This is a genomic window from Nocardia coffeae (assembly GCF_019890715.1).
Classification (GTDB): domain Bacteria; phylum Actinomycetota; class Actinomycetes; order Mycobacteriales; family Mycobacteriaceae; genus Nocardia; species Nocardia jiangxiensis.
The window spans coordinates 1-18769 of the sequence record NZ_JAINZY010000030.1 but is presented as its reverse complement, the minus strand read 5'-3'; the positions used below and the strand labels follow the sequence as shown (position 1 = coordinate 18769).

Annotated in this window: 13 protein-coding genes; 10 read left to right on the top strand and 3 right to left on the bottom strand. The window is 62.5% G+C overall.

All coding sequences use genetic code 11. The features are described 5' to 3' along the window. Nucleotides 1-166: 166 nt before the first annotated feature. A complete protein-coding gene (locus tag K7711_RS46035; RefSeq protein ID WP_308015247.1) occupies nt 167-2647 on the bottom strand; it encodes a UvrD-helicase domain-containing protein in 2481 nt (826 codons plus the stop codon). Nucleotides 2648-3034: 387 nt separating this feature from the next. On the opposite strand from K7711_RS46035, the gene K7711_RS46030 reads away from it, so the two are divergent. From K7711_RS46030 to K7711_RS45990, 9 genes are all read left to right on the top strand, one after another. Next, nucleotides 3035-4432 carry an SNIPE associated domain-containing protein gene (locus tag K7711_RS46030; RefSeq protein ID WP_222979334.1) on the top strand — a complete coding sequence of 466 codons (1398 nt, stop codon included), beginning with the start codon at nt 3035-3037 and terminating at the stop codon, nt 4430-4432. 23 nt (nt 4433-4455) lie between these two features. Further along, nucleotides 4456-4821 (top strand): effector-associated constant component EACC1, encoded by a 366-nt coding sequence (locus tag K7711_RS46025; protein ID WP_222979332.1) that lies wholly within the window; start codon nt 4456-4458, stop codon nt 4819-4821. Further along, complete coding sequence (locus K7711_RS46020; protein ID WP_222979330.1) at nt 4818-6140, top strand: caspase, EACC1-associated type; 1323 nt, start codon at nt 4818-4820, stop codon at nt 6138-6140. Before K7711_RS46025 ends, K7711_RS46020 begins: the two co-directional genes overlap by 4 nt. A gap of 393 nt (nt 6141-6533) precedes the next feature. Continuing rightward, the gene (locus K7711_RS46015; protein ID WP_222979328.1) at nt 6534-6833 is read left to right on the top strand and encodes a hypothetical protein; all 300 of its coding nucleotides are present in this window, start codon (nt 6534-6536) and stop codon (nt 6831-6833) included. Then, nucleotides 6830-7420, top strand: coding sequence for an RNA polymerase sigma factor (locus K7711_RS46010; RefSeq protein WP_222979326.1), 591 nt, complete (start codon nt 6830-6832; stop codon nt 7418-7420). The genes K7711_RS46015 and K7711_RS46010 overlap by 4 nt, the downstream gene beginning before the upstream one ends. 89 nt (nt 7421-7509) lie before the next feature. Then, on the top strand, nt 7510-9714 hold the full coding sequence (locus K7711_RS49195; protein WP_222979324.1) for a tetratricopeptide repeat protein: 2205 nt from the start codon (nt 7510-7512) through the stop codon (nt 9712-9714). 836 nt (nt 9715-10550) lie between these two features. Then, nucleotides 10551-11114 (top strand): hypothetical protein, encoded by a 564-nt coding sequence (locus K7711_RS46000; protein ID WP_222979322.1) that lies wholly within the window; start codon nt 10551-10553, stop codon nt 11112-11114. A 2-nt stretch (nt 11115-11116) separates the two neighbouring features. Beyond that, nucleotides 11117-13450, top strand: coding sequence for a M48 family metalloprotease (locus K7711_RS45995; protein WP_222979320.1), 2334 nt, complete (start codon nt 11117-11119; stop codon nt 13448-13450). Between the two features lie 11 nt (nt 13451-13461). Then, nucleotides 13462-14028 carry a hypothetical protein gene (locus K7711_RS45990; protein WP_222979318.1) on the top strand — a complete coding sequence of 189 codons (567 nt, stop codon included), beginning with the start codon at nt 13462-13464 and terminating at the stop codon, nt 14026-14028. 137 nt (nt 14029-14165) lie between these two features. Here the strand turns inward: K7711_RS45990 and K7711_RS45985 are convergent, their stop codons facing one another. Beyond that, nucleotides 14166-14576 (bottom strand): nuclear transport factor 2 family protein, encoded by a 411-nt coding sequence (locus K7711_RS45985; RefSeq protein ID WP_222979315.1) that lies wholly within the window; start codon nt 14574-14576, stop codon nt 14166-14168. Nucleotides 14577-15046: 470 nt separating this feature from the next. Between K7711_RS45985 and K7711_RS45980 the strand changes: the two genes are divergently transcribed. After that, nucleotides 15047-17086 carry a tetratricopeptide repeat protein gene (locus K7711_RS45980; RefSeq protein ID WP_222979314.1) on the top strand — a complete coding sequence of 680 codons (2040 nt, stop codon included), beginning with the start codon at nt 15047-15049 and terminating at the stop codon, nt 17084-17086. Here K7711_RS45980 and K7711_RS45975 read toward each other — a convergent pair. Then, nucleotides 17075-18673: a hypothetical protein gene (locus K7711_RS45975; protein WP_222979312.1), complete on the bottom strand. Its 1599-nt coding sequence runs from the start codon at nt 18671-18673 to the stop codon at nt 17075-17077. The two genes, K7711_RS45980 and K7711_RS45975, sit on opposite strands and share 12 nt — an antisense overlap. Between the last annotated feature and the right edge of the window lie 96 nt (nt 18674-18769).

The following is an 18769-nucleotide window of genomic DNA, read 5'->3' as shown; positions in this document are numbered from 1 at the left end:
ACAGGGTACGGCTACTTGAGCTGCTCGTCGACATCTGTTGTGTGCGGACTCGTTTCGTCAACACGAGTGCGTGGCCAGACCGGCTCCGCCGTGGTCAGCTGGCGCACGTCGTGTCGCGTTTCTACTCAAGGTCGCGCTATGGAACCTACAGGCAATAGACACCTAGCTATCGCACTCGATTACGCGTCAGATCGGCAATATTCGTCCACTTGCGCTGCCAGTGCTCCAGCAGGACATCGGATCCGAACCGTTTGGCTTGTTCTGCTTCAGTCCCGATGAGGGGTAGCAGGGTCCACAGGTTGATGATCGGGTTGCTCGAGGTATCGCGAACGTTGGTGAATCCGGATCCGAAGTAGGGATGGTGGGAGAGGAGCACGCCGCGAACCTCGGCGCTGTCGAGCAACGATGTGCGGCTGATAAACCAGTCCCCGAGCTCAGGGGCACTGGCATCAACGAGCAAGGACACCGCAATCGTGTCGAGCAACTCGCGACCGAGGTGGCCTTGCTCAGGGGAGACCGACAGTGCGACTTCGGTATCGGGCGCTGGTAAGGCGAACCGCAGGCCGGTGGTGACGAGGGTGAGCAGTTCAGTGGTGCGGTGGTTGCAGACCAGGATGCTGTAGCCGCCTGTGTTCCCCGATAGATCGGGCACTGAGATGCGGTCGACGACCGGCCCGGCGTACCGCTCCACGTGCGCCGCTAGATCGCGCGCGCCCGGCTCAACGTCGGTGGGGCTCGTATAGGCAGCCCCGATCAGGATTTCGGCGACTACCGGTCTATTGAACCGCAGCGACGTCGTGGCGCTGTCGCCTGAATGCGATGGTGCTGTCCGGCCCTGTTGGCCACTGGCAGTCCGATTGAGTTGTTTGAGGTAGTCGAAGATCCAGTCCAGGCCCGCGGGATCAAGTCGTTGCCTGGCGCGGGTGATAGCGACGTAGGCAAGCATGGCGTCGGCTGGCGGGATGGGCCCGGGATTGCCGTTGTTGTCTGGGGCGGGTTCGGGGAAGTCCTCGGCGATTGTGACCGTATCCCATTCTCGCCCTTTGCTTTTGTGTGCTGTGGAGATGACGACGTCCGCGTCGTCCTCGGTGTCAGCGAGACGGTCGACGGTATCGAGAATCGTCTCGACGCCGTGTTCGTCGATGAGGTCGACGAGGGGCCGAAGATCGCGTCCGCCGTGGTCGTTGTCGACGTAGTCCTGCAGCTCGCTCCATGTGCGAAACGCGAATAGCTCCCGGTGGCTGGGCTGCTTGCCGCGCTTGAGTTGCTGTGCTGCTTCGGCCAGGCGTTTGATCGCGTCGCCACCACCGACTAGGGCGGGCTTGCGCCCGTTGTTCAGAACGTCCATCACCTGCTTGACGGCCTCGGCATTGGTCCGACACAAGATGGCGTGCGGGCGATGGACATGCCCGACGGATGAGTCGAGGCCGGGATTGCCGAGAATCTGCAGGTCGGTACCGATGAGGCGGAGCCAGAAGTTAGCTTCGTCGGCGATAGCTTCACCGAACCGCCAGGATTGGCGCAGGGTGAGGCGTTCGTCGGCGTGCCAGTTCTCCAGGGCGTCTACTGCGCCCCGCCAGGAGTACAGCTGTTGGTTGGAGTCGCCCACCAGAATCTGCTGGGAACTTTGGGTCGCGACGACTCCTGCTAATGCTGGGTTGGTGTCTTGTGCCTCGTCGAGCATGATGACGTCGTAGGGCAGGCGCGGATTGGACAGGGCCCACATCTTGAAATAGTGGTCATGCTCGAATTTCAACTGGCCGTCGATGTTTCGGATGTCTGTCCATGCGTGCCGCGCGTATGGCAGTACTGCCTCTGCGAGATAGATGAGCTCGTCGTCGGTGATGCCGACCTGCTCCGGGAGGTGCTGATGCCCGATTTCGGGGTCGTCGGAGTGGCAGTAGCGGGTGACCGCTTCCATGGCCATCCGTGCCAGGTCCCGGGGGAACAAGACGGTCTTCGTGAGCCCGATTCCTTGGCTGATGCCGAGGATTTGGGCCTGTTCTTCGGCCCGCTGCCGCTGCGCGTTGTTGAGTCGATGTTGGTAGCGCTGCCGATGGCTTTTGGCTAACCCGTGTGCGGTAGCGCAGTGGACGTGGGGTGGGAATCGGCGCTTAGCCTCGTCCTTGGTGACCCGGTTGTAAGCGATATAGGCGACTTTCCGACCGGCAAGCGCGTGCCCCACCATCTCCAGGGTGCTGGTCTTGCCCGCGCCGGCACCGGCTTGGACGACGAGATGCTTTCCAGCCCCGGCTGCCTCGATCACCGCGTGCTGTTCGGGAGTCGGCTCGTACTTCATCCGCGATGGGCGTGGCGAGGTGGTTGCAGTGCGGGTGGAATTCACGTTCTGCGGCCTGGGCCCGCGGCCGGAGGATGCATTCCGCAGTTCGGAGTAGGACGTGACGCCGACGTCACGCATCTCGTAAGCATGAGCGCAGTCGAGGCAGATCAGGGCGACGTAGCGGAGCTGTTTCCCCTTGTGTTCGAACGGCTTCCGTGCAACATGGACGGTCGTATGCCCGTTCGGACACGGCAACAGGAGGGTCTCTTCGTATGACCAACCTGGCTGAGCGAACCGCTTGGCCGCGAGAGTGCAATCTCGTACTCCCCACAGGTCGGCAAGCTCTGGGATCGACTGTTCGGTCACTAAGCACCCCTCCTCGCTATGTCGCCTCTTTCCACGGCGCGAATTAGTCTCGCTCCCACGGTATCTGGCAGTACTGACATCAGTGCCCGGTTGGATCTAGCTCCTCAGGTGCGGCAGCGCGTGTGCCGTCAAACGCGTGGATGGGCGTGTGTCTGGTTCGGCCACACCGTGATCGGGTCGGACGCGGTGGTTGACGGCGCTGAGTCCTGCCGTATCGCTCTGTGCCGCAATTGAAGTGTAGATCTGACGGAGATGTTTGACACTCAGATCCTCTGAACCGTAGGGAGATTCGGGTCGGCGCTGCGGCAGATAGGGATGTGAATCGCCGACAGAGGCGAGTAGTTGATGGCATCCTCGAAGGAGGCGATTGCAGTAAGGGGGTAGATCATGAGCAGCGCGCCCGCGAATTGGTATCCCGACCCGCAGAATCCAGGCTTTCTTAGATACTGGAACGGCGTCGACTGGACCGGCGACCCGGTACCCGCCTCGGTGGCTGACGTGCCGAGGCAGGCTCCGCCGAGTGCGCCCGTGTCCGCGAAGGTGCCGATGTTCGGCACTCGCGGCTATGCGAAACGCCAATCTCAGGATCTGGCCGAGGCTTTAGCCGAGATTCAACGGCTTCGCGCCGAGCTGGCCGGCTTCGGTGGTCTCGAGGTTGCCGAGCTCCAGCGGTACCACGAGCAACTCGCTGCCCAGGTCACCGCGGAGCAGGCGCGCCTGGAGAGTGTGCGCAGGGAGGTTATCAACACCCAAGAGGAGCAGGTGCTGCAGGAGGTTGGTATCTACCGATACCGGCATCCGCTGTCGGACGTGGTCGCCTACCGGGCTGCGCTCGATCAGCTCCAAGGCGAAATCAAGTATGCCGCGGCCCGCGACGGCGGCGCGATCGAAGCATCGCAAAGCTGGGAGGTCAGCGGCTCGGTTGCCCAGGGCCGCAAGATGATGCGCGAGTACTCGAAGCTGATGCTGCGTGCCTACAACACCGAGGCTGACAACCTCGTTCGGAGCCTCAAACCGTACAAAATCGACACAGCGCTGCAACGCCTCGACCGATTGGCAACGACCATCGAACGACTCGGCGACACCATGAAGATGCGCATCACGCCGTGGTATCACCAACTCCGACGCCGTGAGCTGGAATTGACCGCCGACTACCTGGAGAAGCTCGCCCGCCAGAAAGAGGCCGAACGCGACGAACGCGACCGGCTACGGGAGGAGCACAAGGCCCAGCAGGAGATCGAACGCGAACAACAGAAACTCGAGAAACAGCATCAGCAGTACGCCTCCGCCTTCGCCGCGCTCGAAGCCACAGGCAACCCCGACTCCCCGCAGGGGCGCGATCTGCAGGACAAACTTGCGGACCTGGAACAGAAACGAACCGCGCTCGCGGACCGGGCGGGCAACCTGCGCGTTGGCCACGTGTATGTCGTCTCGAATATCGGTGCGTTCGGCGAGGACATGGTCCAGATCGGTATGACTCGCCGACTAGACCCGGACGGGCGCATCAGTGATCTGAACAACTCGTCGGTACCGTTCAAGTACGACGTGCACGCTATGCATTTCGCTCTCGATGCCGCCGGTATCGAAGAAGAACTGCATCGCCGCCTGGCGCACAAGCGGGTCAACTTGGTCAACTCCCGCCGCGAATTCTTCCGCGCCAGCCCCGCAGAGGTGCGCGAACACCTCCAAGAACTCGCCGGAGAACTGTTGGCATTCACCGAGTTCCCCGAAGCCGAGGACTACCGCCGCAGCCTCGCCGCGGCGCGGCACACCAACCAGCAGTGAGTCACGAGACAAGGATGTAGGGCATGACAGATCACCAGGGCCAGTTGATGATCCGCACCGACGGCAGCGCCGACGAGCTGTTCGGGCTGCTCGAGTGGTTCAACGACGACGACGAGTTGCGCGGCCGGGTCGACATGCCGACAACGCCGATTCGCCCCGGCCAGATGGGCGACCTTGCCGATGCACTCGTCGTCGCCCTCGGTGCGCGAGGAATCGCGCCCGCACTGATCCAGTCGCTGAGCACATGGTTCACCCACCGGCGCTCCGACATAGCGGTCACCCTCACCCTCGACCACACCGAACTCACCCTCGACGCCAAACGCGTCAAAACCCCCGAAATCACCCAGGCGCTCCAAACACTGCTCGACCAGGCGAACAAACCCCAGTGACCCCCGCACCGAACCGCAGCGGGTGGCGCGCCGCCCTGATCGGGGTGAGCCGATATACCCACCCCGGCCTTACCGATATTCCCGCCGCCGCCAACAACATCCACGACCTCGAGCGACTGCTCACCGCACCAACCGGTGCAGCACTCCCCAATGAGTACTGCACCACACTCGTCGATCCCGAAAGCCCCGCCCAGGTCGGTGCACTCCTCGCACACGCCGCCAACCAAGCCGACGACGTTTTGCTGGTGTACTACGCCGGACATGGCCAGCTCGACAAGCCCGGGCGACTACACTTGTCCCTGACCGGCACCGACCCTAAGCACCTCAAGTGGAGTTCGATCCCGTTCGCCACGCTGCGCGACGAACTCGCCACAGCCCGCGCCCGCGCCCGCATCCTGATCCTGGACTGCTGCTTCTCCGGACGAGCATTCGAAGCCATGAGCGCCCCCGACACCGTCGTCGACGGCCAAATCGACATCAACGGCACCTACATCATCGCTTCCTCGCCCCGCAACGAAACCTCCGTCGCACCCGAAGGACACCGCCACACCGCGTTCACCGACGCCCTGCTGACCGCCGCCACCAGCCGCACCGGCCTCACACTCGACCAGCTCTACGGAAACATCGACCAGATCCTGCACCGCAACGGCCATCCCCGCCCTGTGCGGCGCAGCGTCAACATCACCGGCAACCTGCGCCTGTTCAACCCACCCGGCCACCGGCCCACACCCAACAACACCGTGACCCCGCTGGTCATCGACCCACTCGCCACCCCGGATCACACCACCGAGCAGATCTTCACAGACGGCCAGCATGCCGCCGAACAAGGCGACCTCACCGAAGCCGAAAAAGCCTGGCGCACTGCCGCATCGCAAGGACACCCCGGCGCGATGAACAACCTCGCCCACCTGCTATACACCCAGGGAAAACTCCGCGCAGCACACCCCCTCTACCTCGAAGCCGCCCACCGCGGAAACACCACCGCCATGGGCAACCTCGCGGACCTACTGCACCGAGCCCGCGAAGACACCGAGGCCGAGTACTGGTGCCAACGCGCCGCCGAGGCCGGCGACACCGACGCCATGCACAACCTCGCCCTCCTGCTCGACAAATCCCGACGCTACGACGAAGCCCTCACCTGGTACCGGCACGCCGCCGACGCGGGCCACCCCGACGCCATGCACAACCTGGCCGTCCGCCTGCGCTACCGCGGCAAACTCACCGAAGCCACCACCTGGTGGCAGCGCGCCGGCCACACACGCCCACAACGCACCACCGAAAAGCTCCGCGGCCTCGTCCCGCACAAGCAATCACACTGAGATGAGCGAGGACAGAGTCCCTTCCATGAGTGTCGGCTTGGCTCTGCCCATCGCCCTGCCGGAGAAGTGGGTTTCGGTTGTCCGGATCAGGCAGCCAATAGTTACAGTTTACGCAGCGAACTATGGCGTGGGACACATGCCCGCCCAGAGGTGTCCCGTCCTATGTCACAGTCCCTGCCTGGCAGGATCGCCCACCGCCGGGCATCGCCAAGTGCGACGGACTCCTCCTATCCGCATCGAGGCATCGCGGCGTGCAGGGACCGGGTGCGCGGTTTTCGCGTGACCGAACGGAGGCAACTGGTTCTACAGAACGCCTCGCAGTAACCCGGCACCCAGCCCTACCTGCGTATCTCGAGGTTGGGGACGATGCCGCGAGTACATGGTGTGATGTCCATGCCACAGATCGTGGAGATCCTGCAGTTCACCGGGACCGGGCCGGGGCTGTGGGTAGTACTGCTAGTGCTGATGGTTTCGGGTATGACCCGTCTCCTTGTTGGGCGGGTGCGAGATTTGCAGCGGCACTTTATGACTCAGATGGTTCTGCGTGAGTCGAAGCCCGGCAACGGTACTGTTATCCGGATCATCGATGAAGGCCGATGGTGGCGCGCGTCCGCATACTCCATCGAGGTCGACTCGGACCCGTTCGAGCCAAACGTACCCGCGATGCCTGACCAGGAGGGGGAAATCCAGTGAGCGCGTGGGAATCGCTGCCCTGGTCGAAGCAGGTCGAGGCGTTGTTCCGGCAGCACGCCGAGAAGGTTTACCGCTGCGCTGTTCGAGGACTCGACGGCGACATCGACCAAGCCAAAGACGTTGTGCAGCAGGTCTTTCTGGCAGTCTGTAAGAAGTACATAGCTGATTTTCAGGATAAAACCGACGACCATCAGGAAGCGATGATCATGACGATCACCCATCGCCGGGTGATCGACTACTGGCGCGACGTCTCCAGGACTCGGGAGACTCTGTGCGGGGAACTGGAAGGATTCGATCAGCCGCGCGAAGAACTCGCGGCCGTACCTACCAGTGGTACGACCCGTTCGGACCGGATCGCGGAGGATGGTCAGCTCAAGCGATTTTGGGAGTCACTAACTCGCGATCTGACGCGCATGGAATATCGAGTGGCGCTGATGAGTTGGGAGATGGGACTGTCGGCTGAGGCGATCGCGAATGCACTGAACACAAGCGTCCCCGCGGTAACCACTCATCGGTCCCGAGCCAGGAGGAAAATACAGGCGGCGCTGACGCAACAGCGCGCTTGGGAGAGAGGGGGTGACATATGAGCTCGCAGGAACCCAGCGAGAGATTGCGACGACTGTTCCGGGAGTTGGACGGCTACCTCGCAGACAACGACCCCGCGTACCAGTTCGACGTGGATATCGGCCTCGACCGGCTAAAAGCTGCCTATGAGTTTGACGTGGACGCAGGCCTCGACCGGCTCAAAGCGGCTGTCGACAGCAACGAGCTCGATATTGCCCCTAGCGGCCCGGAAAACAGCTCAAATGCGCGGCGTACAGAATGGGCCGAGATCGCCGTCCTTATCGACACGAATGGAGACCTTCCGACCGTAGCTGAGCTAGATCCCTATCAACTGGGCGCGGTCCCAACCAGATTTGGATGGGCCGGGCACCACGGGCCCGATACCGATCCGTACGTACCGCGCAGTGAGGTTGACGCCCGACTGTCCGCTGCGTTGGTCGAGTCGGCGATGGTTGTGGTGATCGGGCCTTCCTTGGCAGGTAAGACTCGTTCCCTCTTCGAAGCGGTCCGTCGTGAGCTTCCAAGTGCCCGAGTTTTTGTGCCGAATCACGCGATGCTGCACACGATCCTGCAGGATCCGTCATGTCTCATGGGCGACGAAGCGATGGTCGTCTGGCTCGACGACTTGGACCGGTACCTCACTGGGGCGCAGGCATTCTCGACACGTACATTGACCCGATTGCGCACAGCTAGGTCAGGCCGCACCGTCATAGTGGCGACCCTGCGACCGGACCCATACATGCACAGGCGCGGCGACTTGGGAGCGCTGAGCACTACTGCCCACGCATTACTGGATGATGCAATACAAATCCATCTTGAATCGACTGCCACCGATCCAGTCGAGCAACTGGCTGCTGTTACATCCTATCCTGACGTGAGCCTGTCCGGTCGATCGGGTTTTAAATTGGGTGAGGCCCTTGTTGACGACTCTAACCTTTTCGGACGCAGCGAAGACGCTGATCAGAATGCAATCACATTGATTGACGCGCTTGCGGCACGAAGTGTCCAGCGATCGGTTGCCATGTTCAATGTCGGAAACATTTACGATAAGCGGGGAGATCAACAAAGAGCGGAAATCTGGTGGCATAAATCCGCTGACGCCGGATATGTGGCTGCAATGATCAATCTTGGTGAATTGTTCCGAAGGTCTGGCCATTTCCAGGAATCTGAAATTTGGTGGCATAAGGCTGCTGATGCCGGAAGTGAGGCCGCCATGGCAAACCTTGGCGACCTGCTTCGAGAGGCCGGGCGGTTCGAGGCAGCTGAAATGTGGTATCGGAGGGCTGTTGACGCTGGTTACACGTCTGCCATGATTAACCTTGGCGACTTGCTTCGAGAGGCTGGGCGCTTCGGAGAAGCTGAATCCTGGTACATCAGTGCATATGACACCGCTTCTCGACCACCGATCGGAGGCTATTTCAAGCGTGCGTTACCGGGGTTGGTAAGGGAACAGTACTCAGCTGTGGTTGGCCGCCGCCAGCCGGTTATGTTGTTCTTGATGGTCGACCAGTCGTCGTCCATGAGTGAGGTGTGGCCTCGACTTGACCAGTCGAAGGCGAAAGTGGCGTCGGACATAGTGAACAAAGCCTTGTACAACGTGGCGCTAATGTGCAGTAGGGGAGGAGGCAGGCTTTACGACTACTTCAACATCGGCGTGTTTGGATATGGCGCGGAACTCGGGCCTATATTGGGCGATGTCAGTGCGTCCAACTCCATTGTTTCGGTAAATCAGTTAATGATGACGGCAAGGGTTGAAGAGCACAAGGCGGTCGTTAAATGGGGAGCTGGAGACATCATGGACGTCACTAAACGTCCGATATGGGTGGAGCCTGTTGCCGATGGTGATACGCCGATGACTGAAGCTTTCCTGTCGATCGAGTCCATGATCGCGGCTTGGTGCGAACAGCACCCTTCGAGCTTTCCGCCCATTGTTGTGAACATTACTGACGGTGAAAGTACCGACGGTGACCCAAGTGCCGCTGCGAAGAGAATTTGTCTAACTGGCACAGACGACGGACCCACTCTGTTGTTCAATCTAAATTTGTCAGTGAAGTCTGACTCGCGGCTTGTTTTTCCGCATGCGTCAACTGGCTTGCCTGACCGCACTTCAAAATTGTTGTTTGAGTTGTCCAGCGAGCTACCCGAGACGGTACTCGCATCAGCAGCAGATGTCGGTTACCCTGTTAAGGCAGGTGCTAGAGGATTCCTTTTCAACTCTGACCTCAATGCGATCCTTAACTTGCTCATCACTGGTACTCGCGCCGTCGCTCAGAAAGCGGTGGCAGGGCTGTTGTCCGACCGAGAATCGCTAGAGTAGCTAGCGGAAGTACGTTAGGCGGTCACATGGTCGTCTAGCCGAGTTTGTTGTCGCGCAACGAACTTGGACCAGGCCGAACTGTTGATCGCCGCTGTTCGTCGGGCGGCAGTCGAGCTCGGGGAATCAGTATCGGTCTCTGACCGGGCGCCAGAGGTGGACCTCGGTCAGCCGATAGCGGGCTGCAACGCTCCCTCACGACCGGACCGAAAGGGGCTGCTGCACGATCGGGTGTCAGTCTGACACCTCTCCGTGCAGCAGCCCCTCTCGATCATCCGCTCCCCTGCAGTTGACTGATTTGTTCAGGGTAGTCAAATGAACTGGGCTGTAAGGCATTGCGGGACAAGCTGCTCGATCACGCGATCGGCGATCGGCGCTGCCGCCCTTACGGACGATCTTGGTTGCGAACGAGGAGTCGTGTCAGGAGGCACGTCGATTTCGGCCAAGCCGATCTCGGTGATCGCCATCCACGATTGAGTTCCATTGCGGGAGAAGATGACGAACCGAGGGAGTTTGCCGGGACACGCAGTTCAAGCCGGCAACCACAAGAAGTGTGCTGTATTGCTGGTCAGCAACGATTTCGGGTGTGCCAACAGTGTGCGAAGACCGACCGATCCGGGACAGACGCGGCGATATCGGAGGTGCGTTTTGGCAACAGTGCGTGCCCGTGCCAGTGATGCCGCTCGCGGCGGATTCTCATGACGGACGGCTCCGTCCCGCTGTTGGCAGGCGCCGTGCCGATATCCTTGCGCACCCAATCCACGGGAACCCGCGTGTCTCGAGTGGGCGCGGTATAGGCTCCACGCGACATTCCGAATCGTGTTCTGGGGGTAGGTCGCGTGACCAGTGAAGAGAGTGCCAATTCGATTGCGCTGCAGGCGGTTACGGTTCGCTCGATGGTTGGCGATATTGTTGCGGAGGTCGCACCCGAGGAGCTTCCTCTCATTGATCGCATGGGTGGACTCGATGATCGGGTGATAGTCAGGCAGTTGCGGCGTAGGCGACCTCCCCGCGAGCCTTTGGGTTTCGGTGTCGACGAGGTTGTGGCGTTGGTGACGCCGGTGGTGTGGCTCGTGTTGGACAAGGTGGCAGAGCACGCGGTGGATGCGGCAGTAGATGGCATCGGTGCGCGTGTTAAAGCCTTGCTGCGCACGATTTTCCGCAAGTCGACACCTTCAGTGGTGACTCCGCCGCTGGCCCCGGGGCAGCTCGAGGAGGTCCGCCGCTGGGTGCTGGAGCTGGCCGAGCAACGCGGGATCGACCCCGACCAAGCGGTCGAGATCGCCGAAGCGGTCGAGAAGCGATTGCAACGCGGAACCTCCGACGGCTCTGACAACAACACCACCACCGAGGAACATCTACGGTCGACGGAAAACGAAGGTGACCACGGCACCGAGGAGTAGTGGTGGACTCGACACCGGCGCCGAGGCCGATCGAGTACCGATTCCTCAGTGCCGGAACGACCACCCGGTTCGGGCTGCTGCTGATGCTCATCGGCGTGGCGAGTATCGCGATGACCTTCGACATCGTCGCAGGCTTCACCCATGCGAACGACTACGACTGCGTCCTCGCTGCGGGCGGTGATCCGAATCAGGACGGGGCCGCGAATGCGGTACTGATCGATAGGTGGGATCTCGTCGATCAATGCACGGCCCGCCACCAGCCGTTGCCGCCCGCCTGGCTGCCCTTGGTATGGACGGCGATGGTGTTCGCGGCCGCAGCGGGGGTGTTCTTCGTGCTCCCGGCGTGGAAAAAGCGTCGCGGCGCGATGGTCTCGCTGGCTTCGGTCGACAAGGACAAACAAATACAACATCACCTCGACGAGCTGATCGAGAGCACCGGGGTGCCACGGTCCCGCGTCGATTTCGTGGTCGCTCTACCTTTGTTGTCTCGCGGAGCGGTGGTGTTCGGGCGCACCAGACGGCCGACCGTCTGCCTGCACAATGGTCTGTTGGACGTCAGGACCAGTGCGCCGCAACGTTTCTCGGCGGTGGTATTACACGAATTGGGACACGTCAGGAATCGGGATGTCACGATCACGTACCTGACCGAGGCGCTGTGGCGAGCGTTCCTCGTCGGGATTCTGCTGCCCTACATCGTCTACTACGTCGACTATCTGGCGCTGAAGCCGGTGTACTGGCGTGACGATACGCCGGAGGTCGTCTGGAAGGTCGTTGTGGCCGTCCTTCTCGTTGCGGTGGTTTATCTGGCGCGCGCGGATGTGTTGCGCAGTCGCGAGCTGTATGCCGATCTCGCCGCGCAGGACTGGGGAGCCGACCGCAGCCGCTGGGTATCCTCCTCGCCCGCCGCCGCGACCGGCTGGGTCGCGCGCACAGTCCGAAACGTCGCGGAGCTGTGGCGCACCCATCCGCGGAGGGAAATCCGCGACGAGAATCTGAAAGACCCCGGCGTGCTGTTCGGTGTTCAGGGGTTGTCGATGGTGCTCGCCGGGGCCGCGGCCGGGCTGGGTAATCACATGATCACGGGTTTTCTGCCCGGTGCCGGCTACAGCGGGTCGGTGATCCCACGGGTCGTCGAGTTGGTCGAGGCGGGCATGATCGCCGGGGTGGTCGGATTCGCCCTCTGCCGTGCGGTGTCCTACGCGATGGTGACCGCCCGTGCGATACCTTCGGGAATCGGTGCAGGGGTGTGGCTCGGGATCGGGTTGGCCCTGAGCGAAGTGGTCACGGACGATATCTCCACTGCCCGGTGGCTGCCGAGGCAGCCTGTGTTCCTGCTGCTGATGGTCGCTGCCGCTGTGGTTTTCGCCGTCTGGACCACCCGCTGCGCGCTACTGCTGGCTCGGGTGTGGTCCGGGCGCACGATTCGGCCTCTGATCCCGCTGATACTCGTGCCCGCTGCCGCGGCGCTGGCGGCCTGGCTCATGTGGTGGGACAGTGAGGGCACCGTTCTGCTCATGGGGGTGCGGACGGACTCCGCCTTTCTCCGCCGGACGTTCTGGGCTCCGGTTGCCGGGCACACGGGCGAGATCTGGCTTGCGGACAGACTGTGGGCACCCGCGCTGAATCTGCCCGATTTGTGGCTGGCTCCGATCGCGGTCGTGCTGCTGTGGACCATTCCCTTGGCGGCATGGTTCGCCCGCTCGCGCGAGGCCACGCCGCGGTGGATCCGGATCCTCTGTGCCACAGCCGATACGCCCGCACCGCAGCCGAGTCTGCCACCGTTCCGCTCGATCCTGCGCCCCGGACTGCTGAGCGGCGTTGCAGGAATCGGCGCGGTGATCGTGGTCCTGGCCTACATGCACACGTGGCGGCCGCCGGCGCCCGAGCTTCGGCGCGGCGAATACGACATGATCTACGAAACATTGCTGCTGGCATCCCTCACGCTCACCGCCGCCCTCGCCGCGCTCATCACCGGCGCAGCACGTCATCCGTTCCGAATTGTGACCACATTGATCGCCGCGCAGACCGCTTCGCTGGTCGCCATGACCGGGATCGTGGTCCTGACCTGGCTCGACGGCTGCATACCGCCGCTGAGCACGCTCGCATCCTCATGCCGATGGCACCCGACTGCGATCGATTCACTCCTGGAACTGATCCCGGGTGCAGTCATCTACTGCGCACTCGCCGCGTTCGTGACCGCGGCCGCCGTGGCGGGCACGGACCTCATCCGCACGCAAATCCTGAAGCGACCTACACATTCGCCGTCGGCGCGGCCTCGCCCGAGACCCTATCGAGTCGCCGCCGATGCGTGGTGTTGCTGTGCAGCGCGGCCATAGGCGTGACAGCCGTGACCGGCTGGTGGCAGGCAATCGGCGCGAACTGGCACCATGAACGACCCCAAGCCCTGCCGAATCCGATGAGAGTGATGACAGTGGCCGTGGCACCCATCTCTCCGCACACCAGGACCATGCAACTGGTCGCGTGGAACCTGGTGGGTGGCAAGGATTTGCTGATCAGAACAACTCACGTGGAGGGCGAAATAGCCAAGACCCTCGAATCGTCCGGCGACGGAACCCGGGATGCCGACCGCAAGATGCTCGACCTCTGCACCGACCTCGGAAAGATCGCCGATGACGCGGATAGATTCTTCCGCGTACCCGTTCCAGCGGTTCAGGTCACATGGCAACGATTCACCACCCAGGCGCACGCTGCCAGTTCGGACTGCATACGTGTCGTCCACGACGGTGATCCGCCGAACAAGACCACTCCACCACCTGCCCCCAGCGGTTCGTCGATCAGCCCGGCCAAGGCTGTCGAGGAAATCACCAGTGCATTCGAAACTTTCGGCGCTGTCATCGGCCAGATGTTGGCAATCATGCCTCCGAATCAAGGCAACACCCCCGAGCACCATTAGCTGCCAGATGTACGCGCAGCCGACCATCGTGGCTCAGAAACGGGCGTCCGCCAACTGACGCGATCCGTTCCACTGCTCGCTGCGCAGACCGCCCGCTCAGCGGCAGTGGCGGATATCGTGCAGGACCCGGGATTCGATCACTCGGTCAGTGTCGCCAGCATCGCAGAAGTATCGTGGTAGTACGGGCGAAACTCGGTGATCAAGCCGTCTCGAAAGCTGATCCATTGCAGCAGTGACGTTTTCAATGTTCGGCCGGTGCTTCGTGCGCGCAGGCGGCCGCGGCTGTAGACCACGACGCGATTGTGGTCGCTGAGGAACTGCTGCTCGTCGAACCACAGTCCGTCCCAGTTCTCGCCCATGGCGGCGATGAACTTCCGGAAGCCCTCGTGCCCACGCCATTCGCCGCCGTAGGGCAGGCTGGACGCCTGGTGCATAACGACGTCGGAGGCCAAATGCACTGCCATCTGCTCGAACTCGGCGCCCTCGGTGAGGTACGCGGCCTCTGCCGCATAGAAGGCCCGCAGAGTCGTCATCACATCGACTGTCATTTTCCCGATCCTCACAGCGGCTGGTTCGCCACGCTGGCGGGATTCTGACGTTACGATTCGAGACCGGTGTCAGTATCCGGGTTCACGCCCATTGGCTAGTTGAGACTGGTGGCAGGGCTCGAGTTGGCGACGGTGACATGCGTGGGGTCCACAGATTCGTGTTCGAAGCCAGCAAGGCTCCTGGCTGCGAGTGTGTACGGGATTGCCTTGGCGGACAACACCTCTCTTCCGGTAGTCCGTTGTCCTACATCAGAACCAAGTCCAGCTCCGTGTCCGGATCGACAACCCACACCCGCGGCTGCCCCTGTTGAAGCCGGTTTTCGAGACGCTCGGGCCAGGATTGGCGTCCGATCCGAAACGTGCGGGCGATATCGTGCTGGTTGGGCTTGGCTTGTCGTAACGTGGTCTATCTACCGATTGATCGATTCGATTGGGGGAGTACAACATTGTCGCGGGTACCGAATCACGGAGTGTTCGTCCGCGCATGGGAGTTGCCGCCCGATGTCGAGGTGACAGCGCCGAACGTCAGGGTATGGACGGTGGCGCCACCGCCAGGGACCTTCATCGATCGAGCGGGTCTCGTCGATGAGGTGTGCACGCTGGCCGCTGCGGATCGGGACGGGCCTGCGATCATTGTGATCGGCGGGTTGTCAGGGATGGGCAAGAGCGCCGTTCTGCGTCGCTGCGCCGCTGTCTTGCAGGACCGGTTCGATGTGGCGTTGACTGTTGATTTCGCGCCGTTGCGGCACGACGGTGCGGTTGCCCTGGGTGATGTGGTGGCGGGGCTTCTCGGTGATCTGCGAGTCGATGAGCGCTGGATACCGGCGGACCTCGCGGGTAGGTGTCGGCGATATCTGGAGGTCACCGAGCGTCGTCGGGTATTGCTGTTGCTCGACGGGGTGTTCGATGCTGCGCAGGTGTCGATGCTGGTACCTAATTCGGCCGCGGCTCTGGTGATCGTGGCGAGTGAACTCGACCTCGACGAGTTGGTGGCCGATGGGGCGTTACCGCGCCGCCTGGAGGGTCTGAACGCCGAACATGGCGCCGAATTGTTGATGAGGATCTGCGCCGATCGTCCGGTCGTCGCCGAGCCTGCACAGATTCGTCAGCTCGTGGCGATGGTCGATGGGTCGCCCAGTGCGATCCGAATACTTGCCGCCCAGTTGCGTTCTCGTCGTGGGCCTTCGGCTGGCCAGTTGATCGCGGAGCTCGAGGAAGAACTCGACGGCGGCACGTCCACGCGGCCGCACACCGTGGTCGGCGATAAGTTGACGGAGCTGTTCGATGCTGTCTATCGCAGACTGGCACCGGACGTGGCCCGGCTGTACCGGATTGTGGGGAGTCTTCCGGGCCGTTGCTGGTCGGAACGCGCTATCGCCGCGGCGTGTGGGGAGACCGTCGATGAGGCGAAGCTTCAAATCGCAGACCTGGTGCAGGCAAGCCTGCTGGAGGAGTCCGTCGGCGACGAATATGTGATGCCGGATCTTGTCCGGCTGCACGCCCGGCGAGCCGCTGTGGCGGACGAGACCGATGCTGACCTCGACGCTAGTGCTGTGCGGGCGATGGCTGTTGTGTTGGACGATGCGGTGGCAGCCGATTTCGCTCTAGTGCGTGACCGATTCCGGGTGGGTGAGCCGCGAATACCGTCGCGTGCCAGAGCTTTTGCGTCGCCGCAGGATGCGATGGGCTGGTTTGCGCGGCGGCACGGTGAACTCCTCGTTCTCGCGCGGCAGGCATCGGCGCAACGGGTGAAGGGGTTGGTGTGGCAGCTGTTTCAGGCGATGTGGCCGTTCTACAGCAACAGCCCCGTGTACCTGCAGGAATGGCTGGAACTCGCGAACCTGGCGGTGGCCGACGCGGACGGTGATGTGTCGGCGGAGGCGCGGATGCTGTGCCAACGGGCACGCGGGCATATCGAGAACGATGATTTCGACTCGGCTGATGTGGACCTGGTCCGCGCCATGGAGCTCGCTCGTGCCGAGGGTGTTGAGCTCTTCGCGTCAGTGCTGGATTTCGTAGGCCAATTCCAATACAGGCAAGGGCTTTTCGGCGCTGCTCTGGCGAATTTCGAAGAGTCGCTGGCGATCAACGAACAGCTGGGTGATCGGCGCGGCGTCGCGTTGCAGTCGCAGTTCTGTGGACGGTGCCTGGGTCGGCTGGGGCGGAGCGAGGAGGCCTTGGCGGCGTTAGATCGTGCGCGAGATTTCGTGCCGTTCAACGACTTCCGCACTGCTTCACGGATCGCCTACAGCCGGGCCGAGGTGCTTGTCGCGCTCGATGAGTACGCCGATGCCGTCGCTAGCCTGCACGATGCCATCGACCTGGCCGCCGGTCTGGGACAGACGATGCTGTTCGCCAGGCCACTGGAAATGCTCGCCGATGTCGCCGACCGGCTTCGGGATCGTGACGCGGAGTTGCGTTATGTCGAGAAAGTAGTTGCCCTGCACCAGGAGAGTGGCTCGCCCGAACTGGAGAGGTGGCAGCGCCGCCTCTCGGTGCTATTGCGTTGATTCGAATTCAACCATGACCGCGGTGGTGCCCAGGGTTACCGCTACGGGGTCAAGGCTGGATGGCCGGGTGCGCACTAGTCGGTAGTGAAGGGCCGAGGCGAGCAAGCCTGGATCGGGATGTGCCCCGGCGCGGGTTCTGGTGCTCGCCCGGATTCGCCGACCGTCCCGCAACATGGCGTGGATTGTGTTCTCGCTGACGGGCGCGGCCGCGATTCGGCAACCCGGCAGCCGGCTCAGGGTCGCCGTGCCCCATTCTTGGGCCGCGGTCTCGGTCATATACTGGTCGGCGACGAGGATTGCCGCGTTCTGGGCAAGTCGCTCGTCCGGTTCGCCTTCGGTGACGACCAGATGGCCAAGATCCTCGTGGCGGACAAGATCCGACAGTGCCGCGGGCAAGCGCCGGATCGTGGCCGCATCACCGTTGGACTCGATCACAGCGCGCAGCGCGCGGACACGGGGGACCGACAACGGCTCGGTCAGGGATGGCTCGGGAACCGGTGGGAGGGCCGATGGCGTCGATGCCATCATCTTGTACATCAGTCCCTGCAGCAGGGCCAGCGATTCGCCACGTCGAGCGAAGACCTGGTCGGCGAGGCGATCGAGCTGGGCGCGGTCGACCTCGACGATCGCCCGCCGGATCTGGTCGCTCAGCGGTTGGTCCCGGTCCAACCGGGGCATCTGCGCACCCAGTTCCGCCATCGACGTGCCAGCCGCAACCTCGGCATCGCCGAACGCGGCCAGCACCAGTGGAATCTGCAATCCGGCGGCATAGGCTGACAGGCTGCCGTGGTCGCCCAGGACACAGCAGGCTGCCGCCAGGACCGAATGCCATGGCCCCGTCGGTGGGATCAGGATCAGCCCCGCCGACCGGGCCCTTTTCAACCAGTGCTCGATCTGCCAACTGCCGTGGTATGCCCAAACATTCGGGTGCAGGATCGCCGCGACACGAAACTCGTCGTACGGGAGTTGCGCCAGCAGATCGGCAGGCAGCGTCGGCCAACGGCCCATGGTGGATTCAGGACCCCAGGTCGAAGTCACCACGACCAATGCCTGGCCCTCCCGCAGACCCAACAGACGCCGCTGCCGGTCACGGTCGCGGGCCAACATGCTCAACCGATCCAGACACGGGTCTCCGATCACTACTGCTCGATCGGCCAATTCCGGTGCCGCACGATTCAATTGGGTCAGCTGGTTCCCGTGTGACAGGCCGATACGGGCCGGAATCGGACGGTCGCGGTCCCACAGTGCCGCGGCGGCGAGCCCGGACAGTTCCCGATCGAGTCCGGCTGCAGGGGCAGAGTACGGCGAGTACTTCTGGTATCCGGCGCCGTGAGGTATCAGCAGCACGGACCCTTTGAGCTCGCGCAGGTCGCTGTTGTCGCTGGCGGCGATCACGAGATCGAATGCTGTCGTGGTTGCGTCCGACCAGGGGATCATGCGCGCGCCGAGGGCCCGCACGCGATCTGCTACGCCAACGCTGAATTCAGACCCCTCATCGATCGTGAACGAGACCTGGATACGAGGATCGTCGGCCAGTGCAGGCAACACATCCAGAATCCGATTCAGCGAGGTAATCGTCCTGGTCACCGCGAGCACGCGATGGCTGTAGGGACTGCTGCAGGATGAGGTGACAGTTTCGGTCACGCGGCCTGACTGGCCGGTGGGGTCATGATTGTCTCGTAC

What these genes read in the sequence shown, in the direction of transcription:
- K7711_RS46030 (WP_222979334.1), top strand. Translation starts at nt 3,035, where the DNA reads ATGAGCAGCGCGCCCGCGAATTGGTATCCCGACCCGCAGAATCCAGGC.
- K7711_RS46025 (WP_222979332.1), top strand. Translation starts at nt 4,456, where the DNA reads ATGACAGATCACCAGGGCCAGTTGATGATCCGCACCGACGGCAGCGCC.
- K7711_RS45985 (WP_222979315.1), bottom strand. Translation starts at nt 14,576, where the DNA reads ATGACAGTCGATGTGATGACGACTCTGCGGGCCTTCTATGCGGCAGAG.
- K7711_RS46015 (WP_222979328.1), top strand. Translation starts at nt 6,534, where the DNA reads ATGCCACAGATCGTGGAGATCCTGCAGTTCACCGGGACCGGGCCGGGG.